The organism is Lysinibacillus sp. NPDC086135, assembly GCF_044746345.1.
Taxonomy (GTDB): Bacteria; Bacillota; Bacilli; order Bacillales_A; family Planococcaceae; genus Lysinibacillus.
This window is the reverse complement of sequence record NZ_JBIVCA010000002.1, coordinates 337,623-360,146: the sequence shown is the minus strand read 5'-3', so window position 1 is coordinate 360,146 and position 22,524 is coordinate 337,623. Positions and strand designations below refer to the sequence as shown.

Annotated in this window: 22 protein-coding genes and 1 riboswitch; of the genes, 19 read left to right on the top strand and 3 right to left on the bottom strand. The window is 39.1% G+C overall.

Going from position 1 to position 22,524, the window contains the following annotated elements; genetic code table 11:
- The 10 genes from ACIPKN_RS04895 to ACIPKN_RS04850 all read left to right on the top strand — a co-directional run.
- The coding region (locus ACIPKN_RS04895; protein WP_400933967.1) for a hypothetical protein at positions 1 to 266 on the top strand (266 nt) is incomplete at its 5' end.
- Positions 267 to 277: 11 nt separating this feature from the next.
- Positions 278 to 895, top strand: coding sequence for a histidine phosphatase family protein (locus ACIPKN_RS04890; RefSeq protein WP_400933965.1), 618 nt, complete (start codon positions 278 to 280; stop codon positions 893 to 895).
- Between the two features lie 3 nt (positions 896 to 898).
- Positions 899 to 1,477 (top strand): bifunctional adenosylcobinamide kinase/adenosylcobinamide-phosphate guanylyltransferase, encoded by a 579-nt coding sequence (locus ACIPKN_RS04885; RefSeq protein WP_400933963.1) that lies wholly within the window; start codon positions 899 to 901, stop codon positions 1,475 to 1,477.
- A gap of 37 nt (positions 1,478 to 1,514) precedes the next feature.
- The gene (gene cobS / locus ACIPKN_RS04880; protein WP_400933960.1) at positions 1,515 to 2,291 is read left to right on the top strand and encodes an adenosylcobinamide-GDP ribazoletransferase; all 777 of its coding nucleotides are present in this window, start codon (positions 1,515 to 1,517) and stop codon (positions 2,289 to 2,291) included.
- Positions 2,264 to 2,863: a histidine phosphatase family protein gene (locus ACIPKN_RS04875; protein ID WP_400933959.1), complete on the top strand. Its 600-nt coding sequence runs from the start codon at positions 2,264 to 2,266 to the stop codon at positions 2,861 to 2,863. Before cobS ends, ACIPKN_RS04875 begins: the two co-directional genes overlap by 28 nt.
- A complete protein-coding gene (locus tag ACIPKN_RS04870) occupies positions 2,812 to 3,204 on the top strand; it encodes a bifunctional adenosylcobinamide kinase/adenosylcobinamide-phosphate guanylyltransferase (RefSeq protein ID WP_400933956.1) in 393 nt (130 codons plus the stop codon). Before ACIPKN_RS04875 ends, ACIPKN_RS04870 begins: the two co-directional genes overlap by 52 nt.
- A 469-nt stretch (positions 3,205 to 3,673) precedes the next feature.
- Positions 3,674 to 4,168, top strand: coding sequence for an ECF transporter S component (locus ACIPKN_RS04865; RefSeq protein ID WP_400933953.1), 495 nt, complete (start codon positions 3,674 to 3,676; stop codon positions 4,166 to 4,168).
- Positions 4,165 to 4,848, top strand: coding sequence for a hypothetical protein (locus ACIPKN_RS04860; RefSeq protein ID WP_400933952.1), 684 nt, complete (start codon positions 4,165 to 4,167; stop codon positions 4,846 to 4,848). Before ACIPKN_RS04865 ends, ACIPKN_RS04860 begins: the two co-directional genes overlap by 4 nt.
- A gap of 110 nt (positions 4,849 to 4,958) precedes the next feature.
- Positions 4,959 to 5,146, top strand: a riboswitch (cobalamin riboswitch).
- Between the two features lie 161 nt (positions 5,147 to 5,307).
- Complete coding sequence (locus ACIPKN_RS04855; RefSeq protein WP_400933949.1) at positions 5,308 to 7,521, top strand: ribonucleoside-diphosphate reductase subunit alpha; 2,214 nt, start codon at positions 5,308 to 5,310, stop codon at positions 7,519 to 7,521.
- Between the two features lie 12 nt (positions 7,522 to 7,533).
- On the top strand, positions 7,534 to 8,574 hold the full coding sequence (locus ACIPKN_RS04850; protein ID WP_400933946.1) for a ribonucleotide-diphosphate reductase subunit beta: 1,041 nt from the start codon (positions 7,534 to 7,536) through the stop codon (positions 8,572 to 8,574).
- Between the two features lie 180 nt (positions 8,575 to 8,754).
- Here the strand turns inward: ACIPKN_RS04850 and ACIPKN_RS04845 are convergent, their stop codons facing one another.
- Entirely contained in the window at positions 8,755 to 9,024 is a 270-nt protein-coding gene (locus ACIPKN_RS04845) for a DUF4190 domain-containing protein (protein ID WP_400933944.1), read from the bottom strand.
- A 215-nt stretch (positions 9,025 to 9,239) separates the two neighbouring features.
- On the bottom strand, positions 9,240 to 10,307 hold the full coding sequence (locus tag ACIPKN_RS04840; RefSeq protein ID WP_400933941.1) for a tetratricopeptide repeat protein: 1,068 nt from the start codon (positions 10,305 to 10,307) through the stop codon (positions 9,240 to 9,242).
- 302 nt (positions 10,308 to 10,609) lie between these two features.
- Between ACIPKN_RS04840 and ACIPKN_RS04835 the strand changes: the two genes are divergently transcribed.
- The 6 genes from ACIPKN_RS04835 to ACIPKN_RS04810 all read left to right on the top strand — a co-directional run bounded on the left by ACIPKN_RS04835 (position 10,610) and on the right by ACIPKN_RS04810 (position 18,201).
- Entirely contained in the window at positions 10,610 to 12,343 is a 1,734-nt protein-coding gene (locus tag ACIPKN_RS04835) for an ABC transporter ATP-binding protein (RefSeq protein WP_400933938.1), read from the top strand.
- Positions 12,340 to 14,151 (top strand): ABC transporter ATP-binding protein, encoded by a 1,812-nt coding sequence (locus ACIPKN_RS04830; protein WP_400933936.1) that lies wholly within the window; start codon positions 12,340 to 12,342, stop codon positions 14,149 to 14,151. Before ACIPKN_RS04835 ends, ACIPKN_RS04830 begins: the two co-directional genes overlap by 4 nt.
- A gap of 127 nt (positions 14,152 to 14,278) precedes the next feature.
- Complete coding sequence (locus tag ACIPKN_RS04825; RefSeq protein WP_400933934.1) at positions 14,279 to 15,268, top strand: alpha/beta fold hydrolase; 990 nt, start codon at positions 14,279 to 14,281, stop codon at positions 15,266 to 15,268.
- Complete coding sequence (locus tag ACIPKN_RS04820) at positions 15,268 to 15,939, top strand: response regulator transcription factor (protein WP_400933931.1); 672 nt, start codon at positions 15,268 to 15,270, stop codon at positions 15,937 to 15,939. Before ACIPKN_RS04825 ends, ACIPKN_RS04820 begins: the two co-directional genes overlap by 1 nt.
- The gene (locus ACIPKN_RS04815; RefSeq protein ID WP_400933928.1) at positions 15,936 to 16,928 is read left to right on the top strand and encodes a sensor histidine kinase; all 993 of its coding nucleotides are present in this window, start codon (positions 15,936 to 15,938) and stop codon (positions 16,926 to 16,928) included. The genes ACIPKN_RS04820 and ACIPKN_RS04815 overlap by 4 nt, the downstream gene beginning before the upstream one ends.
- A 172-nt stretch (positions 16,929 to 17,100) precedes the next feature.
- The gene (locus ACIPKN_RS04810; RefSeq protein ID WP_400933925.1) at positions 17,101 to 18,201 is read left to right on the top strand and encodes a lactonase family protein; all 1,101 of its coding nucleotides are present in this window, start codon (positions 17,101 to 17,103) and stop codon (positions 18,199 to 18,201) included.
- A 153-nt stretch (positions 18,202 to 18,354) separates the two neighbouring features.
- Here the strand turns inward: ACIPKN_RS04810 and ACIPKN_RS04805 are convergent, their stop codons facing one another.
- On the bottom strand, positions 18,355 to 19,230 hold the full coding sequence (locus ACIPKN_RS04805; protein ID WP_400933922.1) for a LysR family transcriptional regulator: 876 nt from the start codon (positions 19,228 to 19,230) through the stop codon (positions 18,355 to 18,357).
- A 133-nt stretch (positions 19,231 to 19,363) separates the two neighbouring features.
- Between ACIPKN_RS04805 and ACIPKN_RS04800 the strand changes: the two genes are divergently transcribed.
- From ACIPKN_RS04800 to ACIPKN_RS04790, 3 genes are all read left to right on the top strand, one after another.
- On the top strand, positions 19,364 to 20,578 hold the full coding sequence (locus ACIPKN_RS04800) for an MFS transporter (protein WP_400933919.1): 1,215 nt from the start codon (positions 19,364 to 19,366) through the stop codon (positions 20,576 to 20,578).
- Between the two features lie 142 nt (positions 20,579 to 20,720).
- The gene (locus ACIPKN_RS04795) at positions 20,721 to 21,731 is read left to right on the top strand and encodes an ATP-binding cassette domain-containing protein (RefSeq protein WP_400933916.1); all 1,011 of its coding nucleotides are present in this window, start codon (positions 20,721 to 20,723) and stop codon (positions 21,729 to 21,731) included.
- Positions 21,728 to 22,516 (top strand): ABC transporter permease, encoded by a 789-nt coding sequence (locus ACIPKN_RS04790; protein ID WP_400933913.1) that lies wholly within the window; start codon positions 21,728 to 21,730, stop codon positions 22,514 to 22,516. Before ACIPKN_RS04795 ends, ACIPKN_RS04790 begins: the two co-directional genes overlap by 4 nt.
- Positions 22,517 to 22,524 lie beyond the last annotated feature (8 nt).

Here is a 22,524-nt window from a genome sequence, read left to right as displayed (position 1 = left end):
CTACGCTTCCGCACAAAAGACATCTGCTGCTGCCGCTACGCTTCCGCACAAAAGACATCTGCTGCTGCCGCTACGCTTCCGCACAAAAGACATCTGCTGCTGCCGCTACGCTTCCGCACAAAAGACATCTGCTGCTGCCGCTACGCTTCCGCACAAAAGACATCTGCTGCTGCCGCTACGCTGCCGCGCAAAAAACATCTGCAGGGCCAAGCACAAAGCCGATTCCCGACACCAATTATGCCGGGGCACAATTGATTGCAAATTAGGGGTGAGAAAGTTGACAACTTTTTATTTAATAAGACATGGCGAAACGATGTGGAATAAAGAGCATCGACTACAGGGATGGTTAGATTCGCCATTATCCGAGGATGGTATTTTACATGCAGAAAAACTTCGAGATTATATGAAAAAGTGCTCTTTTGCAGCGGCATATAGTAGTTCAAGTGGCCGTGCTAAGGAAACGATGCATATCCTTCTAGATAATCGACAGCTTCCAATCTATTATGAGGATAATTTTCGGGAAATTTTTTTAGGCGATTGGCAAGGAAAAACTGTCGAGGACATTATGACTATACATCGCCTTGATTATGAATTATATACCGATTATCCAGGACAATTCGTCGCAACCCATACGGAAAGCTTTGGTACGGTAACAGAACGAGCCATGTTTACGTTATCGAAAATTGCAGAAAAATATCCCGAGAATAATGTTTTAATTGTGTCCCATGCTGTAACGATTAAATGCATCATTAACGCCATTTTAGGGCGAAGCATCAATCAGCTATGGGCAGAACCATTTATTAATGGTACAAGTGTCACGATTATTGAGAAAGTCGAGCAACAATGGCTCGTGAAAGATATCGGGAACATTCAACATTTACAACAGGAGGCTTAACGAATGCCACTAATTTTCATTACAGGGGGGGTACGTAGTGGTAAATCCCACTTTGCTGAAAAAGCGGCTGTTACTCACTATCAAACAGAGTTTAACCAAGCGCGACGACTTATTTATATTGCTTCTGGAGTAGCGTTGGACCATGAGATGGAGAAGCGCATAGTGCGTCATCAAGCAGATAGACGAGCACAAAATATTGAATGGTTGACGATAGAAGCACCTTATGACATAGCAAAAACATTGCATAAACTGACTGATGGAGATGTTGTGTTATGGGACTGTGTTACGACATGGCTGACAAATGCTTTTTACGAGGGTTTTGATACGGGAACTCCCTGTGTGGAACAACCTTGCTGTTTAGAGCAAAAGCTTGATGTTTTAAAAAAGGCGGTAGAGACGTTACTTGAGAAAAAGGTGACGTTTTTTATCGTCTCAAACGAATTATTCGATGAGCCTCCATATTCTAGCGAGGAAGTAGAATTATACCGACAAACCCTTGGGAGATTACATCAATGGTTCGTTTCTATAGCGGATGAGGCGTATGAAATAAATTATGGTATCGTAAAGAAATGGAAATCATAAATGACGCTTTGAAAATAAAAAGAAGGAAGGCAAGACGATGAAAAATTTCTGGCATAGCATACAACTTGCGTTTCAATTTTTTACAGTTTTGCCGGTACATAAAGAAATTCCGTTAACAAAGGCAACTATTACCGGGATGTTCGCCTTTTTACCATGGATAGGGGCTCTCATGGGTACTACAGTGGCGGCGGTGATCTATAGTTTAACAGAATGGACGGCAAGCAGTGAGGTTTTGCTTACTTTTGTGATTGTCGGATTATTTGCCTTATTTACGGGTGGTTTGCATTTAGATGGTTTTATTGATATGGGGGATGCTTATTTTTCGTATCGAGATCGTGAAAAGCGGCTAGAAATTTTAGATGATCCACGTGTTGGCGCATTTGGAGTACTATCTGTGCTATTTCTAGTGCTTGGTAAATTTGTGATACTGCATGAGTTATTCGTACAGCATAAATTTGCACTATGGATGCCTGTATTTATTCCGTTATTAACTAGAATAGGCATGAGCTTTTATTTTATGTCGCTCAAATGCTCGAAAGAAAAGGGGCTTGCCTCCTTTTTTAAAACACATATTAAGCCGGGAATACTTATTAGCTTTATGCTTATCACATTAGTTGTGGCGTATAGTAGCTTGTTGTTTGTCATAGGCTTCTCAATTGTTCCACTAGTGTTGATGGCTGTATTAACGATTGCCTTTTTAGTCTTCCGTCAATTTACAGTGCGCAACTTTGGTGGCGTTTCTGGAGATTTACTCGGTGCATCAATTGAAGGAATGGAGGTTGTACTGTGGGTGACGTTGTTATTGTTTACTTGATGAGACATGCCCCAACGATGGAAAATTTGGAGAAGCGATATATCGGCTGGACAGATTCTTCATTAGCTGATGCATCTTTGCTGACTATAGTAGATTCAGATGTCACGAAGGTGTATGGTAGTGATTTGCTGCGCTGTAGGGAAACAGCTGCCCATTATTTTCCGCATGCAACATATGTGTCTGATAAAAGATTTCGTGAGTCGAACTTCGGTGCATTTGAAGGACGAACATATGAGGACTTGAAAACAGATAGTCGCTATTGTGCATGGTTAGATGACCCCGTACAGTCACCGCCGCCAAAGGGGGAAGGTCTTGATGCTTTTTGTGCGCGTGTCATTGAAGGGTTCACTGAGATACCAAAAGGTGAAGATGTTTATCATCTCGTTGTCCATGGTGGAGTTATTCGAGCACTTCTTGTAGAATTTGCACCGACTGAGCAAACTTTTTGGTCGTATCAAACACCGCATGATAAAATGTTTTCTTTAACGTTTACAAGAAAGGCTTGGGAGGAGGGAGCGAGATGCATGTCTTTATCGGAGGCGCCTATAGTGGAAAAACCGACTATGTCATGAAATTGCTTGCAGGTCAAAAAGTTGAGCTAGTAGATGGCAATCTACCTGATGTCAGCCCAGCCTGTGATGTACTAATTATTAAAAACATAGAGAAATGGCTCGTGACACAAGATCTTGAGGATGATGAACCTCTTGTCAAAACTATTTTGAAAAGACTAAAGACTCTTGAAGAAAATTGTGCAGTCTATATAATAGTGACCGATATGGGTCGTGGAGTTGTGCCAATGGAAAAACAGGCACGATTGTTGCGTGATACATGTGGGCGTTTGTACCAGGTATTATTCGCTGAAGCTGAACAAGTCGTACGCATTTGGTACGGTATCGGGGAACAAATCAAATAATATAGTTTTAAAAAAATTTATTAGGCCTTTCATTTGGGGATGAGATTTGCAGGACGTATGCTTTGTAAATAAGTTGATCGGAGTGAGGCTGGGCCTCCAGGAAGCTTTGCTCTGCGCGAAAGTGAAGCGTCAGCGACCAAGCGCCCAACCGGAACAGAAATCAACCCCACGATATGGTAATGAGCCATATTAATGATTTCTAATAAATTGATCCAACAACGGAATTTAAGGATGACATTTTGCTAAACGTATGTCATGCATATAAGTTGATTGGGGTGGAGGATGGGCGACTCCTCGGGGATCAGCGTTACAAATGAGACCCTGCAGCGAAGCGAAACGGCTCATCGGACGCCCCCAGGAAGCTTTGCTCTGCGTGAAAGTGAAGCGTTAGCGACCAAGCGCCCAACCGGAACGGAAATCAACCTACGTTATCATGACGAGCCAAATATAAAAGGAAAGAGGAAATGGGATGGATCGACAAAGATTAATGAAATTGACGCTCACTGCCATGGTAGCGGCAATTTGTGCAGTAGGTGCAGTCATTAAAATACCAACATTTATTTCAACTGCTGCGCTTGACTCTGCACCTGCATTGTTGAGCGTTGTATTTTTATCTCCAGTATTAGCAGGGGTTGCGGGAGTCATTGGGCATTTTATCTCAGCCTTAACTACTGGCTTTCCATATGGGCCACTACATATTATTATCGCAGTAGAAATGTTTATTGTTGTATGGGTCTTTGGGGTAATGCATAAAAAAGGAATGCATTTCTGGAAATGGCCTGTGGCACTTGTTTTCAATGGTGTTGTTGCACCTTTACCATTTTACTTTATCATTAGTCCTGCATTTTACTGGGCGTCACTGACTAGTCTTCCATTGGCAACACTCATAAATCTAGTGATTGTTGCCATTGCGATGCCAATTCTCTCTAAAGTGTTTATGCGTAAGGAAGGTCGAGTACATTGAGAAATGCAATAAAAATAGGTGGGTTGATTGCAACATCTGATAATGCCGCAGCAATTGGTGAAAAACCACAAGATGTTGTGTCTGCTCCAGACAAATTAACGGCATACTTAACGGCGCGTGTTACTTTTATAGAGCAGCTTGCTGCAAATGCTTTACCAAGCCATATTATACTCGCTAATTTTTCAGGGGATGCTGCATGGTCTCGTTACGTTGCAGGCATTCAGCAGGTTTTTGATGAGACGGGTCTTAATTGTCCGCAAATAGACGGTAGTACAGAGTCCAATATGCCGACTCTACAATCAGGTTTGTCTATAACGATGCTAGGTGAGCAGCAAAAACGCACAGCAACTAAGCATGAACAGCTTAGTTGGTACACCTATGGACTACCGCTTGTAGGCAATGAAATCCTTGCACAGCCTGAAGATGTGGCACAGCTCCAACCTATTTTTCAGGCGTGGAAAGAGGGAATAGTACAGCAAGTATGGCCAGTTGGATCAAAAGGTCTACAAGTCGAATTTACCCGACTTTTTGGCGAGCAACAGGTTAAAAGTTCGTTAGATGTCGAGAAATCGGCTGGTCCTTGTGCAGTAGTTTTGCTAGGAATTCAGCCAGAAAAAGAGCAGCTAGCACAAAAAAAATTTCCTAGAAATTTTGAAAAACTACGTAAAACTGCATTGTAATTGGGCTTGTTTCGAGAAAATGTAGCACTTTATAACTTGCAAGGGGCAAAACACCTATTGCAACAATAAACACAATATGTTAGATTTGTTTAGGAGTTAAAACACTATATATAGTATTTTGGACGAGCGGTACCAATATGGTTTAAAAGGGAATTCGGAAAAAGAGTCATCTTAGGCCGAAGCTGTCCCCGCAACTGTAAGTGCTGACAAATGATGAATTGGCCACTGTGAAGAACGGGAAGGCCATCGTTTGGAGGAAGCATGAGCCAGGAGACCTGCCGAGTTGTTCAAGACAGCAACACATTCTTCGGGGATTGAGAAGTGGAGGCGAGAGATTTGTTCACTTCTTTGTGTGCATGTCCTTCATTTCCATTTCCGATTTTACAGCGATCACGTAACCGATAAATGTTGCGTGATCGCTTTTTGTGTTGCTGGAGAAGGAAAGGGAGAGAATGTTACATGACAATTCAAATCGAGCAACAAATTGCTAAGCTCAAGAAAAACTACACAGAGGATGAACTCGAAAGTTTTGTAAGATTATCGGATCGATGGCTACGAAAAAACGACAATGCGACATTTGAAGCATGGGCAGATGCGATGATTTTACAAACGCTTAGCCTCATTGATGAGGAGGAGCCATACTGGACATTTGTCGCAGCTCAAATTTTTTTAGAAAAACTATATGATCAATTTGCAATGCGTCGTGGAGTTTCAGTGAAAGATGTTTATAAAGTTTTCCCAGAACATTTAGCACACTATACAGAAGCTGGATTGTATCATGAAAGTTTAACAACAAAATATAGTGAGCAGGAGCTTCAGGAACTCGCTTCTTATCTAGAATCAAGTCGAGATGAGTTGTTTACGTATATTGGTTTAAAAACATTAATGGACCGCTATGTAGTCCGTGATTACACGAAAATACCAGTGGAATTACCGCAGGAACGATGGATGGTCATTGCGATGACTCTGATGCAGGATGAAACAGAAAATCGTTTAGAAAAAGTCCGTGAATCTTATTGGGCAATGAGTAATTTATATATGACTGTTGCCACACCGACATTATCGAATGCAGGTAAAACACATGGACAGCTATCAAGTTGCTTTATCGATACAGTAGATGATAGTTTACAAAGCATTTATGACACGAATACAGATGTCGCAACATTATCGAAATACGGCGGCGGTATTGGTGTTTATATGGGTAAAATTCGTAGCCGAGGCTCATCTATTAAAGGTTTTAAAGGTGCATCAAGTGGCGTTTTACCATGGATTAAACAGCTTAATAATACGGCGGTTTCAGTCGATCAGCTTGGGCAACGACAAGGAGCTATTGCTGTCTATCTAGATGTTTGGCATAAAGACGTCTTTACGTTTTTAGATTTACGCTTAAACAATGGGGATGAACGTCTGCGTGCCCATGATATTTTCACAGGGCTATGCTTACCGGATATATTTATGGAAACTGTTGAGGCACGTGGGGAGTGGCACTTATTTGACCCACATGAAGTACGAGAGGTTATGGGCTACTCACTAGAGGATTTCTACGATGAGAAAAAGGGTGACGGTTCTTTCCGTACTAAATATGAGGAATGTATCGCGAATCCATTGTTAAGTCGTGAAGTCGTACCAGCTATAGATATTATGAAGCGTATTATGCGCTCACAGCTAGAAACAGGCGTGCCGTTTATGTTCTATCGTGATGAAGTAAATCGTATGAATCCGAATAAGCATGAAGGGATGATTTACAGTTCGAACCTGTGTACAGAAATCTTCCAGAATATGTCGGCTACTGAATTCGAATCTATTACACTAGAAGATGATGTCATCGTAACACGTCGCAAGCCTGGAGATTTCGTTGTATGTAACTTATCATCTATTAATTTAGGTAGAGCAGTACCGGCCGGTGTTCTAGAACGATTAATCCCAGTACAAGTACGTATGTTAGATAACGTTATTGCGCTAAATACAATTCCAGTAAAACAAGCAGAGCGTACGAACCTACGCTACCGTGGTATTGGGCTTGGCACATTTGGCTGGCACCATTTATTAGCTCTGAAAGAAATTCAATGGGAGTCAGAGGAAGCTGTACAATTTGCGGACAAGCTATATGAAGAAATTGCGTATTTAACGATTCGTGCTTCTAACGATTTGGCATGTGAAAAAGGAGCTTACCCATTATTTGATGGCTCAGATTGGCATACGGGTGCGTATTTTGACAAACGTGGCTATGACAGCGATAAATGGAACGCTTTACGCGCCGCGGTTGCTGAAAAAGGCATGCGTAACGGCTATGTAATGGCAGTTGCACCGAACTCTTCAACGTCCATTTTAGCGGGCAGTACGGCTACGATTGATCCAATCTTCCAAAAGAGTTATTCAGAGGAGAAGAAGGATTATAAAATTCCAGTTACAGTACCAGATTTATCACCTGTAACGACTTGGTATTATAAATCTGCTTATTTCATCGATCAAAATTGGACAATCAAGCAAAATGCTGCACGTGCACGTCATATCGACCAAGGCATTTCACTTAATTTATATGTTCAAAATACGATTAAGGCGAAAGATTTACTAGCATTGCATATGAATGCTTGGGCGAGCGGTGTAAAAACGACTTATTACGTGCGCTCAACGTCTGTAGAATTGCTAGAATGTGAGTCTTGCGCGAGCTAGGAGGAAGTAACAATGACAACGATTACAAAACGACAAATTATGGACAAGGATGCACCGAACCGTTCAACAGGAATTGTCAACGGGCGCTCTTCTAACATTTTAAACTGGGATGATGTGCGTTTTAGCTGGGCTTATCCTAAGTATAAAAAAATGCTCGGTAACTTTTGGACACCGTTCGAAATTAATATGAGCAATGATGTGAAGCAGTTTCCACAGCTATCAGCAGATGAACAGGAATCCTTTTTAAAAATTATTGGCTTACTAGCACTATTAGACAGTGTGCAAACTGATTTTGCAGGGAAAGTAGCGGATTATTTAACAGATTCAAGCTTAAATGCATTAATGATTATTTTAGCGCAACAAGAGGTTATTCATAATCACTCTTATTCTTATGTGTTATCAAGTATTGTGAACAAAGATGAGCAGGATCGTACGTTTGACTTTTGGCGTACAGAGCCGGTACTAGAGCGACGCAATGACTTCGTCATTAAAGGCTACCATGCATTTTCCGAGGAGCCATCTGTTGAAAATATGCTAGAAGCGATTGTCTATGATGTAATTTTAGAAGGGTTATTCTTCTATTCTGGCTTCGCGTTCTTCTATCATTTAGCACGCAATCAAAAAATGGTGGCCTCGTCAACGATGATCAATTATATTAACCGCGATGAGCAGCTACATGTGGATTTATTTGTGAAGATTTATCAGGAGCTATTAGAGGAATATCCTCAATACGATACACCTGAGAGGGCAGCTCGTGTACAAGAGATCTTCCGTGAAGCTGTTCAACTAGAAGTCGATTGGGCTAATGAAGTAATTGGCGATAAAGTTGATGGTCTAGATGTAGAAGATGTGCATGATTATGTACATTTCTATGCCAATGTACGCTGCAATCAGCTTGGCGTGGAGCGCCCATTTGAAGGCTATCGCAAAAATCCTTTGAAATGGGTGAAAGCGTATGAGGATGTTGACTTAGGAAAAACAGATTTCTTCGAGCAGCGTTCTCGCCAGTATGTAAAGGTTAATGTAGAAGATAACGGCTTTGATGATTTGTAATGCTAAGTCCACCTCCATGTTGGAAAAACATGGAGGTGGATTTTTTTGTGAGAAAAGGGGGAGACGCTTACGTAAAAGAAAAAAATTGCTCGGGTCAAACAAACGAGTTCCCTTTAGGGGGACAAAAGTATTGAAAATCGCACAGATAAAAAAGAGCACGAATTGCGCTCTATTTAGCTGTTAATATTTAACTACCGTCATTGAGAAAAAAGCTACATACCCTAAAATTTCTAGTATTTGTAAAATTATCCATATTATACTACAAATTAAACCTGCAGTTGCTAATCCTCTACCACTTGCATTGGTTGTATTAATTTCTTTTACAGCTTTACTTGAAAATATTATTCCTATAATGCCTAAGATTAAACCAATAAAAGGTATTAGCAATGATAGAATTCCAACCGTTAAAGAAATTACAGAACTATTGTTTGTTTGATTTTGTTCAGACATTCGTGATCCACCCTCTTTTGAGAATTTAACCATTTTTATTTATCGTTAATATTATCGTACCAATCTATTTCGCACTAAAAATCATCATTAAATGTTATCGGTACACCTTTCCCATCCTTTTCGGCGTGAATGTGTAAATGTGGTTCACTTGTATTATTCGAGTTTCCTACTTTTTCGAGTATTTGGCCAGTTGTTACCTACATGGCTTATCACAGTTATTCAAAAAAATCTTCTTCGAAAAATGGTGAAATACCAGCTTCCCTTAAAAAGTATTTGTATTCAGTAGGGGCTTGTAAAAGTAATTTATTGGGAAGTAATACTTCATCTCTCAATCGTTGAACGAGATGAGCATCTAATTCTGGAAACCATTTTTCATACGGTACTTTTCTTTCTTCTTCAATAGAAATAAAAAATTTAATAATATATGTAAACATCACAGGGAAATCTCGTTTTATATGTTGATGATGAGCAACGAAGGCTTCGATGTAATTATTCAATTCATGAAATGGTTCATTTGGATCATATCCACCTAAATATTTTCGGTCATGTTGTGGAATAAAAGTAAAGCCACTGAGAGCATGCCATGCACCGAGCATTACTGTAAAAGCGGCAAGGGCACATCTCCGTGTTGCTAAATCTCGATCATTAAAAAAACGATAATATTCATCATATTCAAAGCCACTACTAGTATAAAAACCGCCAATACCGAAATTTTCAAGACCCTCTGTAATTTTTTCTACGATAGATTTTGTAGAAGGCACTGTTTGCAATGGTTGATTTTTCTCTAGATTGATAATTTCATCGCTACTAGAATCTAATCGATTACCTAAATAAGTAATTGTTCGATAGTACTTTAATATATCTTGATTAGTTGTCGTATAAGCAAGGTTGTTAATTAAGAAACCCATTGCTTCAGCATGCTCTCCTAAGTTATATAATGCCATTGCATAAAATATTTCCATTTGTTCTTTTTTAGGAAATTTACGCATTGCTTCTTGGTATAGTTTTTTCGCTTCTGAAAAGCGTTCGTGCGTTCGATAAATGCTTCCTAATTTGATGAATGCATCCTCTAGTTCGTCATCTGTTAAGCCTAATTCAATCGCTTTTTCATAAAATGGCATTGCCTTTGTTTCTTCAGCCAAAATATCAAAGCTTCGTGCACATTGATAATGGAGGGAAGGATTGAGTGGATCATTTGTTAATAATGTCAAAAACATTTCTTTCGATTTTTGTAGTTTTCCTTGTCTTCGTAGTTGTAATGCTCTATGTATAGTGTTTTCCATGATTCATCCTCGTTTCAGCTTTAATTTAAGGGCTCATATCAAAAGTTAGAGATAATTTTATTGCGGTGGGCCACTGGACGCCCTTAGGAAAGCGCTCAGTCGGAACGGAATTCAACCCCAATTATTACTTATAATTATTATAATGGAAAAATGGGAAAATACATCCTTTATTTCTAAATAGAGGTTTATTTGCATGATATTGACCGTGTCTCGAATATTACGAGACACGAAAAATTAATTACCACTTGAGAATGATTTTCAGTTATAATTAAGGTGTGAAAGAGAAGAACGGAGACGAAAGAATGCAGGCAATTAAACAGTTAGGAGGGTTTTTAGGACCCTATAAATTTTTTACCTTGATCGCGCCATTATTAATGGTACTAGAGGTAACGATGGATTTACTACAGCCGACTATTATGCAGCATATGATCGATACAGGTATTGCTAATAGCGACAATCCATATGTGCTGAAAATGTTCATTTGGATGCTAATGAGTGCGGTATTTGGACTTGTTGGAGGGATAGGTTGCTCCTATTATAGTTCAAAGGCAGCGATCCATTTTGCATCGGATGTTCGTCAATCACTGTATGAAAAAATGATGACGTATTCGGCAAAGGAGCGTGACGCTTTTACAACAGGGAAGCTCATTACGATTTTAACGAGTGATGTGGAAAGTGTTCAGCGTGCGTTTATGATGACATTGCGTATTTTTGTACGTGGTCCTCTATTATTTATTGGAGCGGTCATTATTGTTTTTGTGACAGCACGCGAGCTATTTTCTATACTTCTTATTATTGTACCGATATTAATTATTGCGATGTACTTTTTCACAAAGTACTCAGGTGTCCTATACCGAAGAGTGCAGGAAGCGATTGATGGTGTTAATACGAAGCTTCAGGAAAATTTAGCGGGGATTCGTGTCGTTAAGGCATTCCGTCGTGAAACACAACAGATTGAACAATTTAGTGGGCTTAATGAGACGCTGACGAAGCGCTTTATTTCAGCAGAGCAAATTGTTGGTGTACTTGTGCCGTTTACAATGTTTGTTGTCAATCTAGGCATTGTAGCAGCACTTTGGCTTGGTGCAATTAAAGTAGAAGCTGGTACATTACAGGTTGGGGTCATCCTCGCATTTATTAACTATTTAACGATTATTTTAAATGGTTTGATGACTTCTAGCATGGTGCTAATGCAAATTGCACGAGCTATTCCTTCAGGAGAGCGTATCATGGATGTTATAAATAAAGAAGTAGCAGTAAAGGAAGCAGAAAATCCACTTACCTCGCCAATTCAAGGGGCGATTGACTTTCACAATGTGAGCTATCGTTATTATGAATCGGCGGAGGATGTGCTGAAAAATATTACATTTTCAGTAAAACCGGGGCAAACGGTAGGTCTTATCGGCAAAACAGGTAGTGGAAAATCAACATTAGTGAAACTATTACCACGTTTATTTGACCCGACTGGTGGAGAAATATATTTGGATGGAAAGCCGCTAAATGATTATGCAATATCAACTTTACGTAAACATATCGGCTTTACCTCTCAAAAAGCATTACTGTTCTCAGGTGCAATTGACAATAATATTCGTCTTGGTAAAGCGGATGCAACGTCAGAGGAATTACAGCAAGCTCTTGATGCAGCATGTGCCACTGAATTTGTGGACCGGCTTGATAAAGGCGTAGCATATGAACTTTCACAGGGGGCAACCAATCTCTCTGGCGGTCAAAAGCAGCGATTAGCGTTAACGCGTGCACTCGTAAGACAACCAGCTATTTTAGTGTTGGACGATACAACATCTGCTCTTGATAGCGCCTCTGAAAAACATGTCCAGCAAGCTATTGGCAATCAATATAAAGATACAACGACGTTTATCGTAGCGTCTAAAATTGCTTCTATTCAACAGGCGGACCTAATTCTTGTAGTAGAGGACGGCGAAATTGTAGGTCAAGGGACACATCAACAGTTATTGCAAAATAATAAACCATACCAAGCAATTTACGCTTCACAGCAAAAGGCTGGTGTACAACAATGAGTAAAAGTCAACCAAAGCAAATGAATTTTGGACGTGGACCACGTATGGCTGGTCCAACTGAAAAGGCGAAAAATCAAAAAGCAACGATTAATCGTGTATGGCAATATTTAAAGCAACAAAAAATAGGACTTTATTTCTCTATCTTTTTTGTAGTAGCTTCTACATTTTTAAGTTTAGCAGGGCCGTACTTAATCGGACATATTGTTGATGAATATATTATGAAAAAGGACATTGCTGGTACGATTCGTCTAGGTGTTGTGCTAGCAGTTATCTATACTGCAGCGTCTATTTTTACGTGGCTACAAACATATGTCATGATTCATGTGGCGATGAAAACAATTCGGACATTGCGACTAGAACTATTTAAAAAGCTACAAACATTAACACTGAGATTTTTCGATCAGCGAGCACTCGGTGATTTAATGAGCCGTGTAACAAATGATATCGATAATTTAAATACGGCACTTGCACAAAGTGTGACACAAATCGTATCGTCGGTGCTAACGGTAATTGGTGTTAGTATTGCTATGTTCTCTCTAAGTTGGCAGCTAGCAATCGTAACACTGATTATTATTCCTCTAATTGTTTTTACGACGAAGCAGATTATTAAACGTAGTAGTAAAAACTATGCGGCACGTCAACGTGATTTAGGGAAGCTGAACGGTTATATTGAGGAAATGATTACGGGGGCGGAAGTTGTGACGCTTTTTGGAACAGAACAACAAACGATTGAAACGTTCCATAAACAGAACGAAAATCTCCGTAACTCGGCGCAACGAGCAGAAATTACTTCTGGTTTACTAGGCCCAATTAATAACTTTATGAATAACTTAGGTTTAGCTGTTGTTATTGGCACAGGAGCATTTTTATCGGTAAAGGGTATCGTTTCGGTTGGGGTTATTGCCGCATTTGTCACGTATACACGTCAATTTTTCCGTCCACTGAATCAGCTATCTAACCTTTTGAATACATTCCAGTCAGCGATTGCTGGGGCGGAACGAGTCTTCGAAATTTTAGATGAACCATCGGAAGTAGCTGATAAAAAACATGCCCTTGATTTTCAAAGTTTAAAAGGGGATGTGTCATTTCAACATGTATCCTTCAGTTATGTGCCAGAGAAGCCGGTACTGAAAAATATTAGCTTCCATGCCAAGGCTGGTGAAACGATTGCACTTGTTGGCCCAACCGGATCAGGGAAAACGACGATTATCAATTTGTTAACTCGTTTTTATGATGTCGATGCAGGGGAAATTTTGATTGATGGTCATAATATTGAAGATTTTAAAATGGCAACGATCCGTCAACGAGTGGGTGTTGTCTTGCAGGATACGTATTTATTTTCTGGAACGATTCGTGAAAATATTCGTTTCGGTAAACTTGATGCTACAGATGAAGAGGTGGAAGAAGCGGCGAAAATCGCGAATGCCCATAATTTTATTAAATATTTACCGGCACAATATGATACACCTGTACAAGCAGGTGGGGCAAACTTAAGTCAAGGTCAACGACAATTATTGGCTATTGCCCGGGGAATTTTAGAAAATTCGGATATTTTGATTTTGGATGAAGCTACATCCAGTGTGGATACGCAAACAGAGGTCGATATCCAAAAAGGTCTCCAGCATTTAATGCAGGGGCGCACAAGCTTTGTTATTGCGCACCGTCTAAAAACAATCGAAAATGCTGACCAAATTCTTGTTATTCAACAAGGTGAAATTGTTGAGCAGGGCAATCACGAGCAGCTTATGCGAAAACAAGGTATTTATAGTAATCTCCAACAAAAACTTTTGCTGGAACAAGTGGAATAACATATAGAAGGCTGTCTATTAAGTGTGTAAAAACTTATTAGACAGTTTTTTTATTTTCTTCAAAAAAATTAATTAGATATTTATTTTTATTGTTTATTCTTACAGTATCAACTGAAAGGGGAATTACATGAGAAAAATGTTTATGAAAATAGTTATCTACTTTATTGCAGTTATACTTATTGGACTAGTGGCGATATTCAGCTATGATCGATATCAGCTTAGTAAGGAATCCAAACTTTTAGATACTAACGGAACACTTGTTGAGGTCGATCATCAAAAAATCAATGTTTACACTGAGGGGGATGGTCAGGATACTTATGTGTTTATGGCAGGCTCAGGAGTTGCGGCACCGATTTATGAAATGAAAGGGCTGTACAGTAAATTTTCTCAAGAACAGAAGATTGCTGTTATTGATAGAGCGGGATATGGGTATAGCGATGTCTCAAGTGACGAACGAGATATTGATACAATTTTAGCACAGACGAGAGAAGCGCTTCTGAAAAGTGGAAATAAGCCTCCTTATATATTAGTACCACATTCCATCTCGGGGGTTGAAGCGATATATTGGGCACAAAAATATCCTGAAGAAATTAAGGGGATTATTGCGTTAGATATTGGTTTGCCAAGTCAATATGTGGAGCATAAAATGGGAGTAGTCGATGTATGGATGGTTAGGGGAATGAATATGCTTACGAAATTGGGCGTACATCGATTAACACCTTCGAAAGTATACAATCCAGAAGTAATGAAGCAATCGTTTTTAACTGCGGAAGAAAAAGAAATTTATAAAGCACTATCTTATAAACAATTTTTTAATGATGATATGAAAAATGAGCTACTGCATGTGTACGAAAATAGTTTAAAATCAGAAGCGCTTCCGAAACCAAAAGACACACCGATATTATTAATAGATGCTATTGCTGAACAAAATAAAGATTCAAAATTTACGAAGTACCACAGCCAGAAATATGCGGAATTTGCCAAGCAAATTAACATTTCGGAAGTGAGAGAATTAAGTGGTACTCATAGTATTTATTTATACAAACCTGATGAAATTTATAATCTTGCTATAAAATTTATGAAGAAAAAAGTTGGCAATACAGAAAGGCCGAGGTAATGAAAGGATTTACGATTTTAATAGTAGAAGACGACCAAATGATTGGCGATTTGATGCAAAAAATACTACAACGTGAAGGTTACGACGTTGTATGGAAAACTGATGGACGAGAAATTATGAACCTTATCCATCAAATCGATTTAGTCGTAATGGACATTATGCTTCCAGGGGAAGATGGTTACCAGCTGACAAAGAACATTAAAAGTTTAGGCTTAAATATTCCCATTATTTTTCTTTCAGCTCGTAATGATATAGAGAGCAAGCTTCAAGGGTTAACCGTTGGAGAAGACTATATGACAAAACCATTTGATCCGAGAGAGCTCCTTTTAAGAATGCAGAAAATGCTAGAGCAGCAATATGGAACATTCGCGCAAATTCAGCATCTATTGATTGATTTAGAGCATCGTAAATTATTTAAAAATAATATACATGATGAAATTTCATTAACAGCAATCGAGCGTAAAATTTTCTTTTATTTATTTGACAACAAGAATCGGGTGTTAACGAAGGATCATTTTTTTGACTATTTATGGCCGCTTGAAGATCGAAATCAAAATATCATCAATGTTCATATCAAAAAGATCAGAACGAAAATTCATGATTCATCAGGTACGATCCTACAAAATATTTACGGAGAAGGGTATCGATTAAATACCTACATAAAGAAATGACATTAAAAACAAAATATCGATTATTATTATTTACGGCCATAGTTAGTGTCCCAATCGTCTTATTAGGGATCAGTGTGTCGATGTCTATTCTTTACGAATTCGCTTTTAAAACTAGAAATAAAGGCACTCCATTCCATGAATCTTTCGCCTATCCAACGATGCTGATTGTGTTCTTCCTATCCTTATGTTTGCTAGCATTTTTATTTTCGAAATCGATCAATACATTACTAACGAAAATTAATATGTTAAACAAAACGATCCGTGACTTAGCGAGTAATGAAAGAATCCTAAGTACATTAGAGGTTGGCAGTGAGGATGAAATTGGACAGTTAATTCAGTCAGTTAATATACTAATTGAGCGAACTACTTATCGGGAATTAGAGCTTAAACAACAGCAGGAGCTACAAAAAGAACTATTACAAAAGCTTAGACACGATATTAATACCCCGTTAACAGCTATTCGTTTACAATTATTTTATCTAGAAGATACCTTAAAGGAGCAACCTAAATTGGTGGAATCCTTGAATGAGCAAATACATTATATCGCTAGCTTAACGAATGAATTTAATTTGCAATCCTTAGACACAATGGAGAATTCTTATATCGTGACGGAGGAAGTGCAACTCACGACCCTGTTAGAAACGATGATAAAAAAGTGGAGCTATTTATATAGAATGCATAACATTGAATTAATATATCATCCAGTAGATACCCATTTAACATGGACGAGTAATGAACTATGGCTACAACGAATGTTCGATAATGTGTTCCAAAACACTTTGAAACATTCAAAAGCTACAAAGCTCGAGATAACAATAAAAGATAATAAGATTTTCATGATGGATAACGGTATTGGCTTTGCACAAAATTGTGTAAGTGAAGGTCTTGGTTTGAAGATCATTGATGATATCGCTAGAATGCTTCAAGTAAGCTATTCACTCCATTCAGACGAAGAAGGGACATTATTTTGTTTTTCTATTTCAACCTAAAAACATGGCTTTTTCACTTGCCGCGTTTTTTTTATTACATCGAAAAAAGCTAGGTGTTACTGCACAACAATTGGACAGCTGTTTCGGCAGTCCAATTGTTGTTTTTAAATAAAAAACAGGGAATCGAAACCGTTAAAGAACCATATAAAGCTATAAAAGGAGGAAAGATTATATGAACAAAAATTCCCCTGCAAGTGTAAGTATGGTTTACATGATGACGAATAATGAAGTCATGAATCAAGTCATTGCCTTTTACAGGGACACAAATGGAATGCTCGTCTTTGTGGGTGCCTATCCAACTAATGGTAGAGGTACTGGCATAAGGAAAGTCTCTGCGGCAACCCCAAACAACGGTGTCGATCCCCTTACGTCACAAGGAGCATTAACCTTATCCCGTGATGGTCGTTTTCTTCTTGCAGTGAACGCAGGCAGTCATAGTATTAGCAGTTTTATCATTAGTGACAGCGGTGTGCCCGTTCTCGTGGACGTGAAGCCATCGGGAGGTGCTCAGCCTAATAGTGTAGATGTGTTTGGTAATCTTGTCTATGTTGCTAATGTAGGGAATGCCGCAAACAATTATGCATCGAACATCAAAGGGTTTCGCATAGCTGAACACGGGCGCCTTACTCCTATTGCTGACTCCTCACGTTCTCTCAGCACTTTCAATGCCGAGCCCGCTCAGGTTCTTTTCACACATGATGGTAGTAAGCTCCTAGTAACCGAGTATACTTCAAACCGTCTTAGTGTTTTCAACGTAAATCAAAATGGTACGGTTACAGAACCAATCGTTAATGATTCTTATGGTGACGGTCCATTGGGTGCCTATTTTCTATCCTCTGGAATCCTCTTAGTTACTGAAGCAAGTTCAAATGCCCTGTCATCCTATTCAATGAGCAACGACGGGATTCTTCAAGTGATCAGTGGCTCTGTACCAAACGGATATAAAACAGCATGCTGGGTAATCACGACAAGAGATGAACGTTTTGCATTCATAACTAATACTTTAAGTGGCACTATTTCCACTTACCGGATCGATCCCAATGGTGCCCTGTCAGTGGCAGGGCAGATTACTAGTACACCGATAGGAACAACTCCAGGACTGCCAATGGATGTTGGTGTGAGTAAAGATGGACGGCATTTTTACACCCTTAACGGAAATCAGGGAACGGTCTCCGTATTTGCGATTCAAGAGGGTGGAAGTCTAGTTAGATTGCAGGTTGCTGCTTGGACTCAACCCCCTTATTTTGGATCACAAGGGTTAGCTGTTCTTTGATTTTGTTGTGAAGTGGGTGATAAAAATAAAAAGTTGGGCGATAAACCTAAAAATTAGAGCGACAAATCTTAGAATTGTTCCGATAAATCCTAGAATTGTTCCGACAATTCATAAAATCATTCCGATAAATTGATTTAGACCCTATTGAACAAACTAGCTTTGCTCAATAGGGTCTTCCAACAACGATTCAATCACATGTTTTAATTGAAAAATACAAGATTGTTGACTCTCGCTCTTCTTGTAAATAAAGACAGTCTCTATCACTTTATTTAACTTCGGCAAATCATAATAGTGAATGTTGGAATAGTTATAAAGGTCAATTAGTTTTGTATTTAACACAGCAATTGTATTGTCTATTTGTAGGAAATCAAGGATACTACTGACCGATTTTATTTCCTTCATCGTAAATGGAACTTGATTCTTTTTTAACCACTGTGCCATCGCCCGTGTATACATACAGCCTCTACTTAACACAAGGAGTGTGACAGACGAACGTTTCTCAAAATCAATAATATGTGAATCGTTCGAAATGACTTCAAATGTTTCTGTTGCAATCATGTCATAATTTACATCAGAGTAGTGTTTAATAGGATTACTCGTCAGTGCACAATCCATTTCAGCATGATGTATTTTTTCATTTAAGGAAGTGCTAGATTCCACAGTGAAATCGATATCTAAAGAAATATTATTTGTCTGCAAGGCATTCATAATGGATGCGCCATAAATTTTAATCGTTGTATGGGAAGTGCCCAGGCTAATTTTGGTCTTCGTTTGCGCTGAACCAATCACTTGTAAAAAGTCATCGTACTCCTGTGTCATAAGCTTTAGAAATTTTAAATATTGTGTTCCTACATTTGTAATCTTCAGCCCCTGCGGTGTACGATTAAACACCTCCTGACCAATTTCCGCCTCCATTTTCTTTACTTTAGAGGTTAAGGCAGATTGCGTATATTTTGTAATTTCAGCGGATTTACTAAGATTTTGCCTCTCTAAAATTTCGATCTTTAATGCTATTTCTTCTATGTTCATGTTGTATGTCACACACCTATAAAATTTTTTGATAGCTACTATCATTTTCCTCCATTTTACGCATTCAATGAGCAAGCGTAAACTCAAATACGTAAAGTCAATGAATCAGTGAAATAGCATTGGAGGGAATTTTATGAATACATATTATAAATGGATCATTGTATTAGTAGCTACACTGTCACAAACTGCGGCAACTTTTGTAACTTATGGCATGGGGCCAATTGCCACATTTTATCAAATTGAATGGGGTTTATCATCGTTTCAAACTGGTTTTATCGTTTCTGCTGTTAATATTGGGCCAATTTTTTCGATGATTTTGTTCGGCTATTTAATGGATAAACGAGGGGAAAAACAAATTATAGGGTGGGGATCTATTTTACTAGGATTTTCAGCGCTACTTCTCATGTTGGTCAATAATTATGCAGTGTTGTTATTTTTATTATTAATTGTAGGCGTATGGTACGGAAGTGCACAAACAGGGGGCAGCACCGCAATTGTGAAATGGTTTCCAGACAAACATCGCGGGCTAGCAATTGGCATTCGACAAACAGGCATCCCAATCGGTGGAGCCTTAGCATCAGCCATTCTCACATATATGTACTATCACCATAGCCTAACATCGGTGCATCTTGTGCAAGGCATAGTAGCTATTGCTGGGGGACTGCTTTTTTTACTGATTTATCAGGAGCCTAAAAATCGAGTAGCAGTAGCTGCAACCTCTGTCACTTTTAAAGAGAAGCTCGAAGCTATTAAAAATAATAAAGATTTATATCCAATCTATATTGTTGGAATTGTGATGATGACCTTACAAATGATACTCGTTGCCCATTTTATGAGTTATTTACATGAAGAAGGAGGTTATTCCTTAACAGCGGCGGGGCAATATTTAAGCCTTGTATTAATCGGTGGAATGATTGGAAGAGTAGCCATTGCGTGGATTAGTGACCAATTTTTTGCGCAGAAGCGGGAATTTTTATTAATGATCGTAATGACTAGTGCAGTTATTCTTATCGTCCTATTGCCGCTTATGCTACATGCGAAATTGTTGATGCTATTAGGTTGTTTCTTATTGGGCTTCGTAGCACTTGGCTGGTATTCATTGTTTATCGCCTGTGTGACAGAGCAATCGAATCCACAGTATGTTGGTCTAACTGTGAGTGCAGCCTTGACGTTGAATCAGTTTTTTATTGTGATCGCTCCTTCATTATATGGTTTAATGGTAACGACATTTTCAAGCTATCAAGTAGCGTTGGATATTGTTGCATTAGTTGTCGCTCTTGGTGCAATGAATTTATATAGGACGACCAAAAATATGAAGAGTTCAAAAACGGCCAATCAAATTCAATGAATGACTTAAATTATTCGGTTCACATTCAGTTCACAAATTTGTTGTATTATCCGTTTATAGACAATTAATAAAATCTATAAAAGTTATTTTCATCTGTTTCAAGAAAAATGAAACGATGGAAATAAGCGAAGGAGGAAATACAATGAATAGAACGAAACGCTCGCTAGCGAATAGTGAGTGGGCCATTGAAGCACATGGTCTCATGAAACATTTTGGAGAAAATCGTGCTGTTGATGGTGTCGATCTAAACGTACGTGCTGGCACTATCTATGGTGTACTTGGTCCTAACGGAGCAGGGAAGACTACTACTATCAGAATGCTTGCAACCCTACTACGAGCAGATGCTGGGACGGCACGAATATTCGGTTATGACATAGTGAAAGAGCCTCACATTGTACGTCAATTAATTGGAGTCACTGGTCAGTATGCTTCGGTTGACGAGTCACTTAGTGCAACGGAAAATTTGATTATCTTCTCTCGTTTGTTAGGATTGGGACGTACAGAGGCCCGGAATAAAGCAGCTGAATTACTGGAAGAGTTCGGTTTATCAGAAGCCGCTAAACGTCCATTGAAAAATTTCTCTGGCGGTATGCGCCGTCGCTTGGACTTGGCTGCGAGTTTGATCGCACAGCCACCATTGATTTTCTTAGATGAGCCGACTACAGGCTTAGACCCTCGAACACGTAATCAAATGTGGGACACGATCCGTCGATTAGTAGATACAGGATCATCCGTCCTATTAACGACACAGTATTTGCAAGAGGTTGATGAACTGGCAGATCGACTTGCCGTTATTGATCATGGCCGAGTTGTTGCGGAGGGAACAGTCGATGAGCTAAAAGCATCTGTAGGTACATCATCTTTACATTTGAATATTCGAAATCACCAGGAGATCATAGTTGCTCGTGAAATCATCGAACAAATACTTAAAGTAAAAACAACAGTTACACAGGACATTGGGAAGATTACGGCCCCGATGGCAAATGTTGACGCTGTTACTGATTTACTAATCGCACTTCGTCAAAAAGGAATTCAGCTTGACGAGTTTAGTGTACAAAAACCGACCTTAGATGAAGTGTTTTTGACCATTACTGGTGAAAATGTTCCCCAAGAACTCAAGGGCTCTGAGCAAGTAGAGGGGGAAAGAGTATGAAAAGTCAATTGCTAAAGAAGCCGAGCTTCAATCAATCTTTAAGAAATTCGTTAACGATGGCTTATCGAGGCGTATTAAAAATTCGACGTACACCAGAGCAATTATTTGATGTAACGCTTCAACCGATTATTTTCACCCTCATGTTCACCTATATTTTTGGGGGAGCCATTTCGGGTAATGTGCAAAACTATTTGCCAGTCATCATTCCAGGAATTCTCGTGCAAACGGTCATCACTACTTCAATTGTTACAGGAGTCCAATTGCGGGAAGATATGGATAAAGGGGTGTTTGATCGATTTAAATCATTACCGATTGCACGTATTGCTCCACTGGCAGGGGCTCTATTGGCAGATACGATTCGTTATACTATTGCAACTGTGCTTACTTTTACTATGGGATATATCATGGGGTATCGACCAGAAGGGGGATTGGGCCACGTTGTACTTGCGGGGCTTTTAGTTATTGTCTGTGCCTGGGCTATTAGCTGGATCTTTGCCTTCTTTGGTGTCATTGCACGTACAGCTTCGAGTGTACAAGGGATTTCCATGCTAGTACTGTTTCCACTGACATTTCTTTCTAATGCTTTTGTTCCAGCAGAGACTTTGCCAAATTTCCTACAGTGGTTTGTGAAAATTAATCCGATTTCACATCTCGTCACAGCCGTCAGAGAACTTACAAATTCGGGAGCTATAGGTTGGGATTTGTCAGCTTCACTTATTGGGGCTGCAATTGTTGTCATCATTTTTGCGCCACTAACCGTCCGTGCTTATATGCGTAGAACATAAGAAATGTC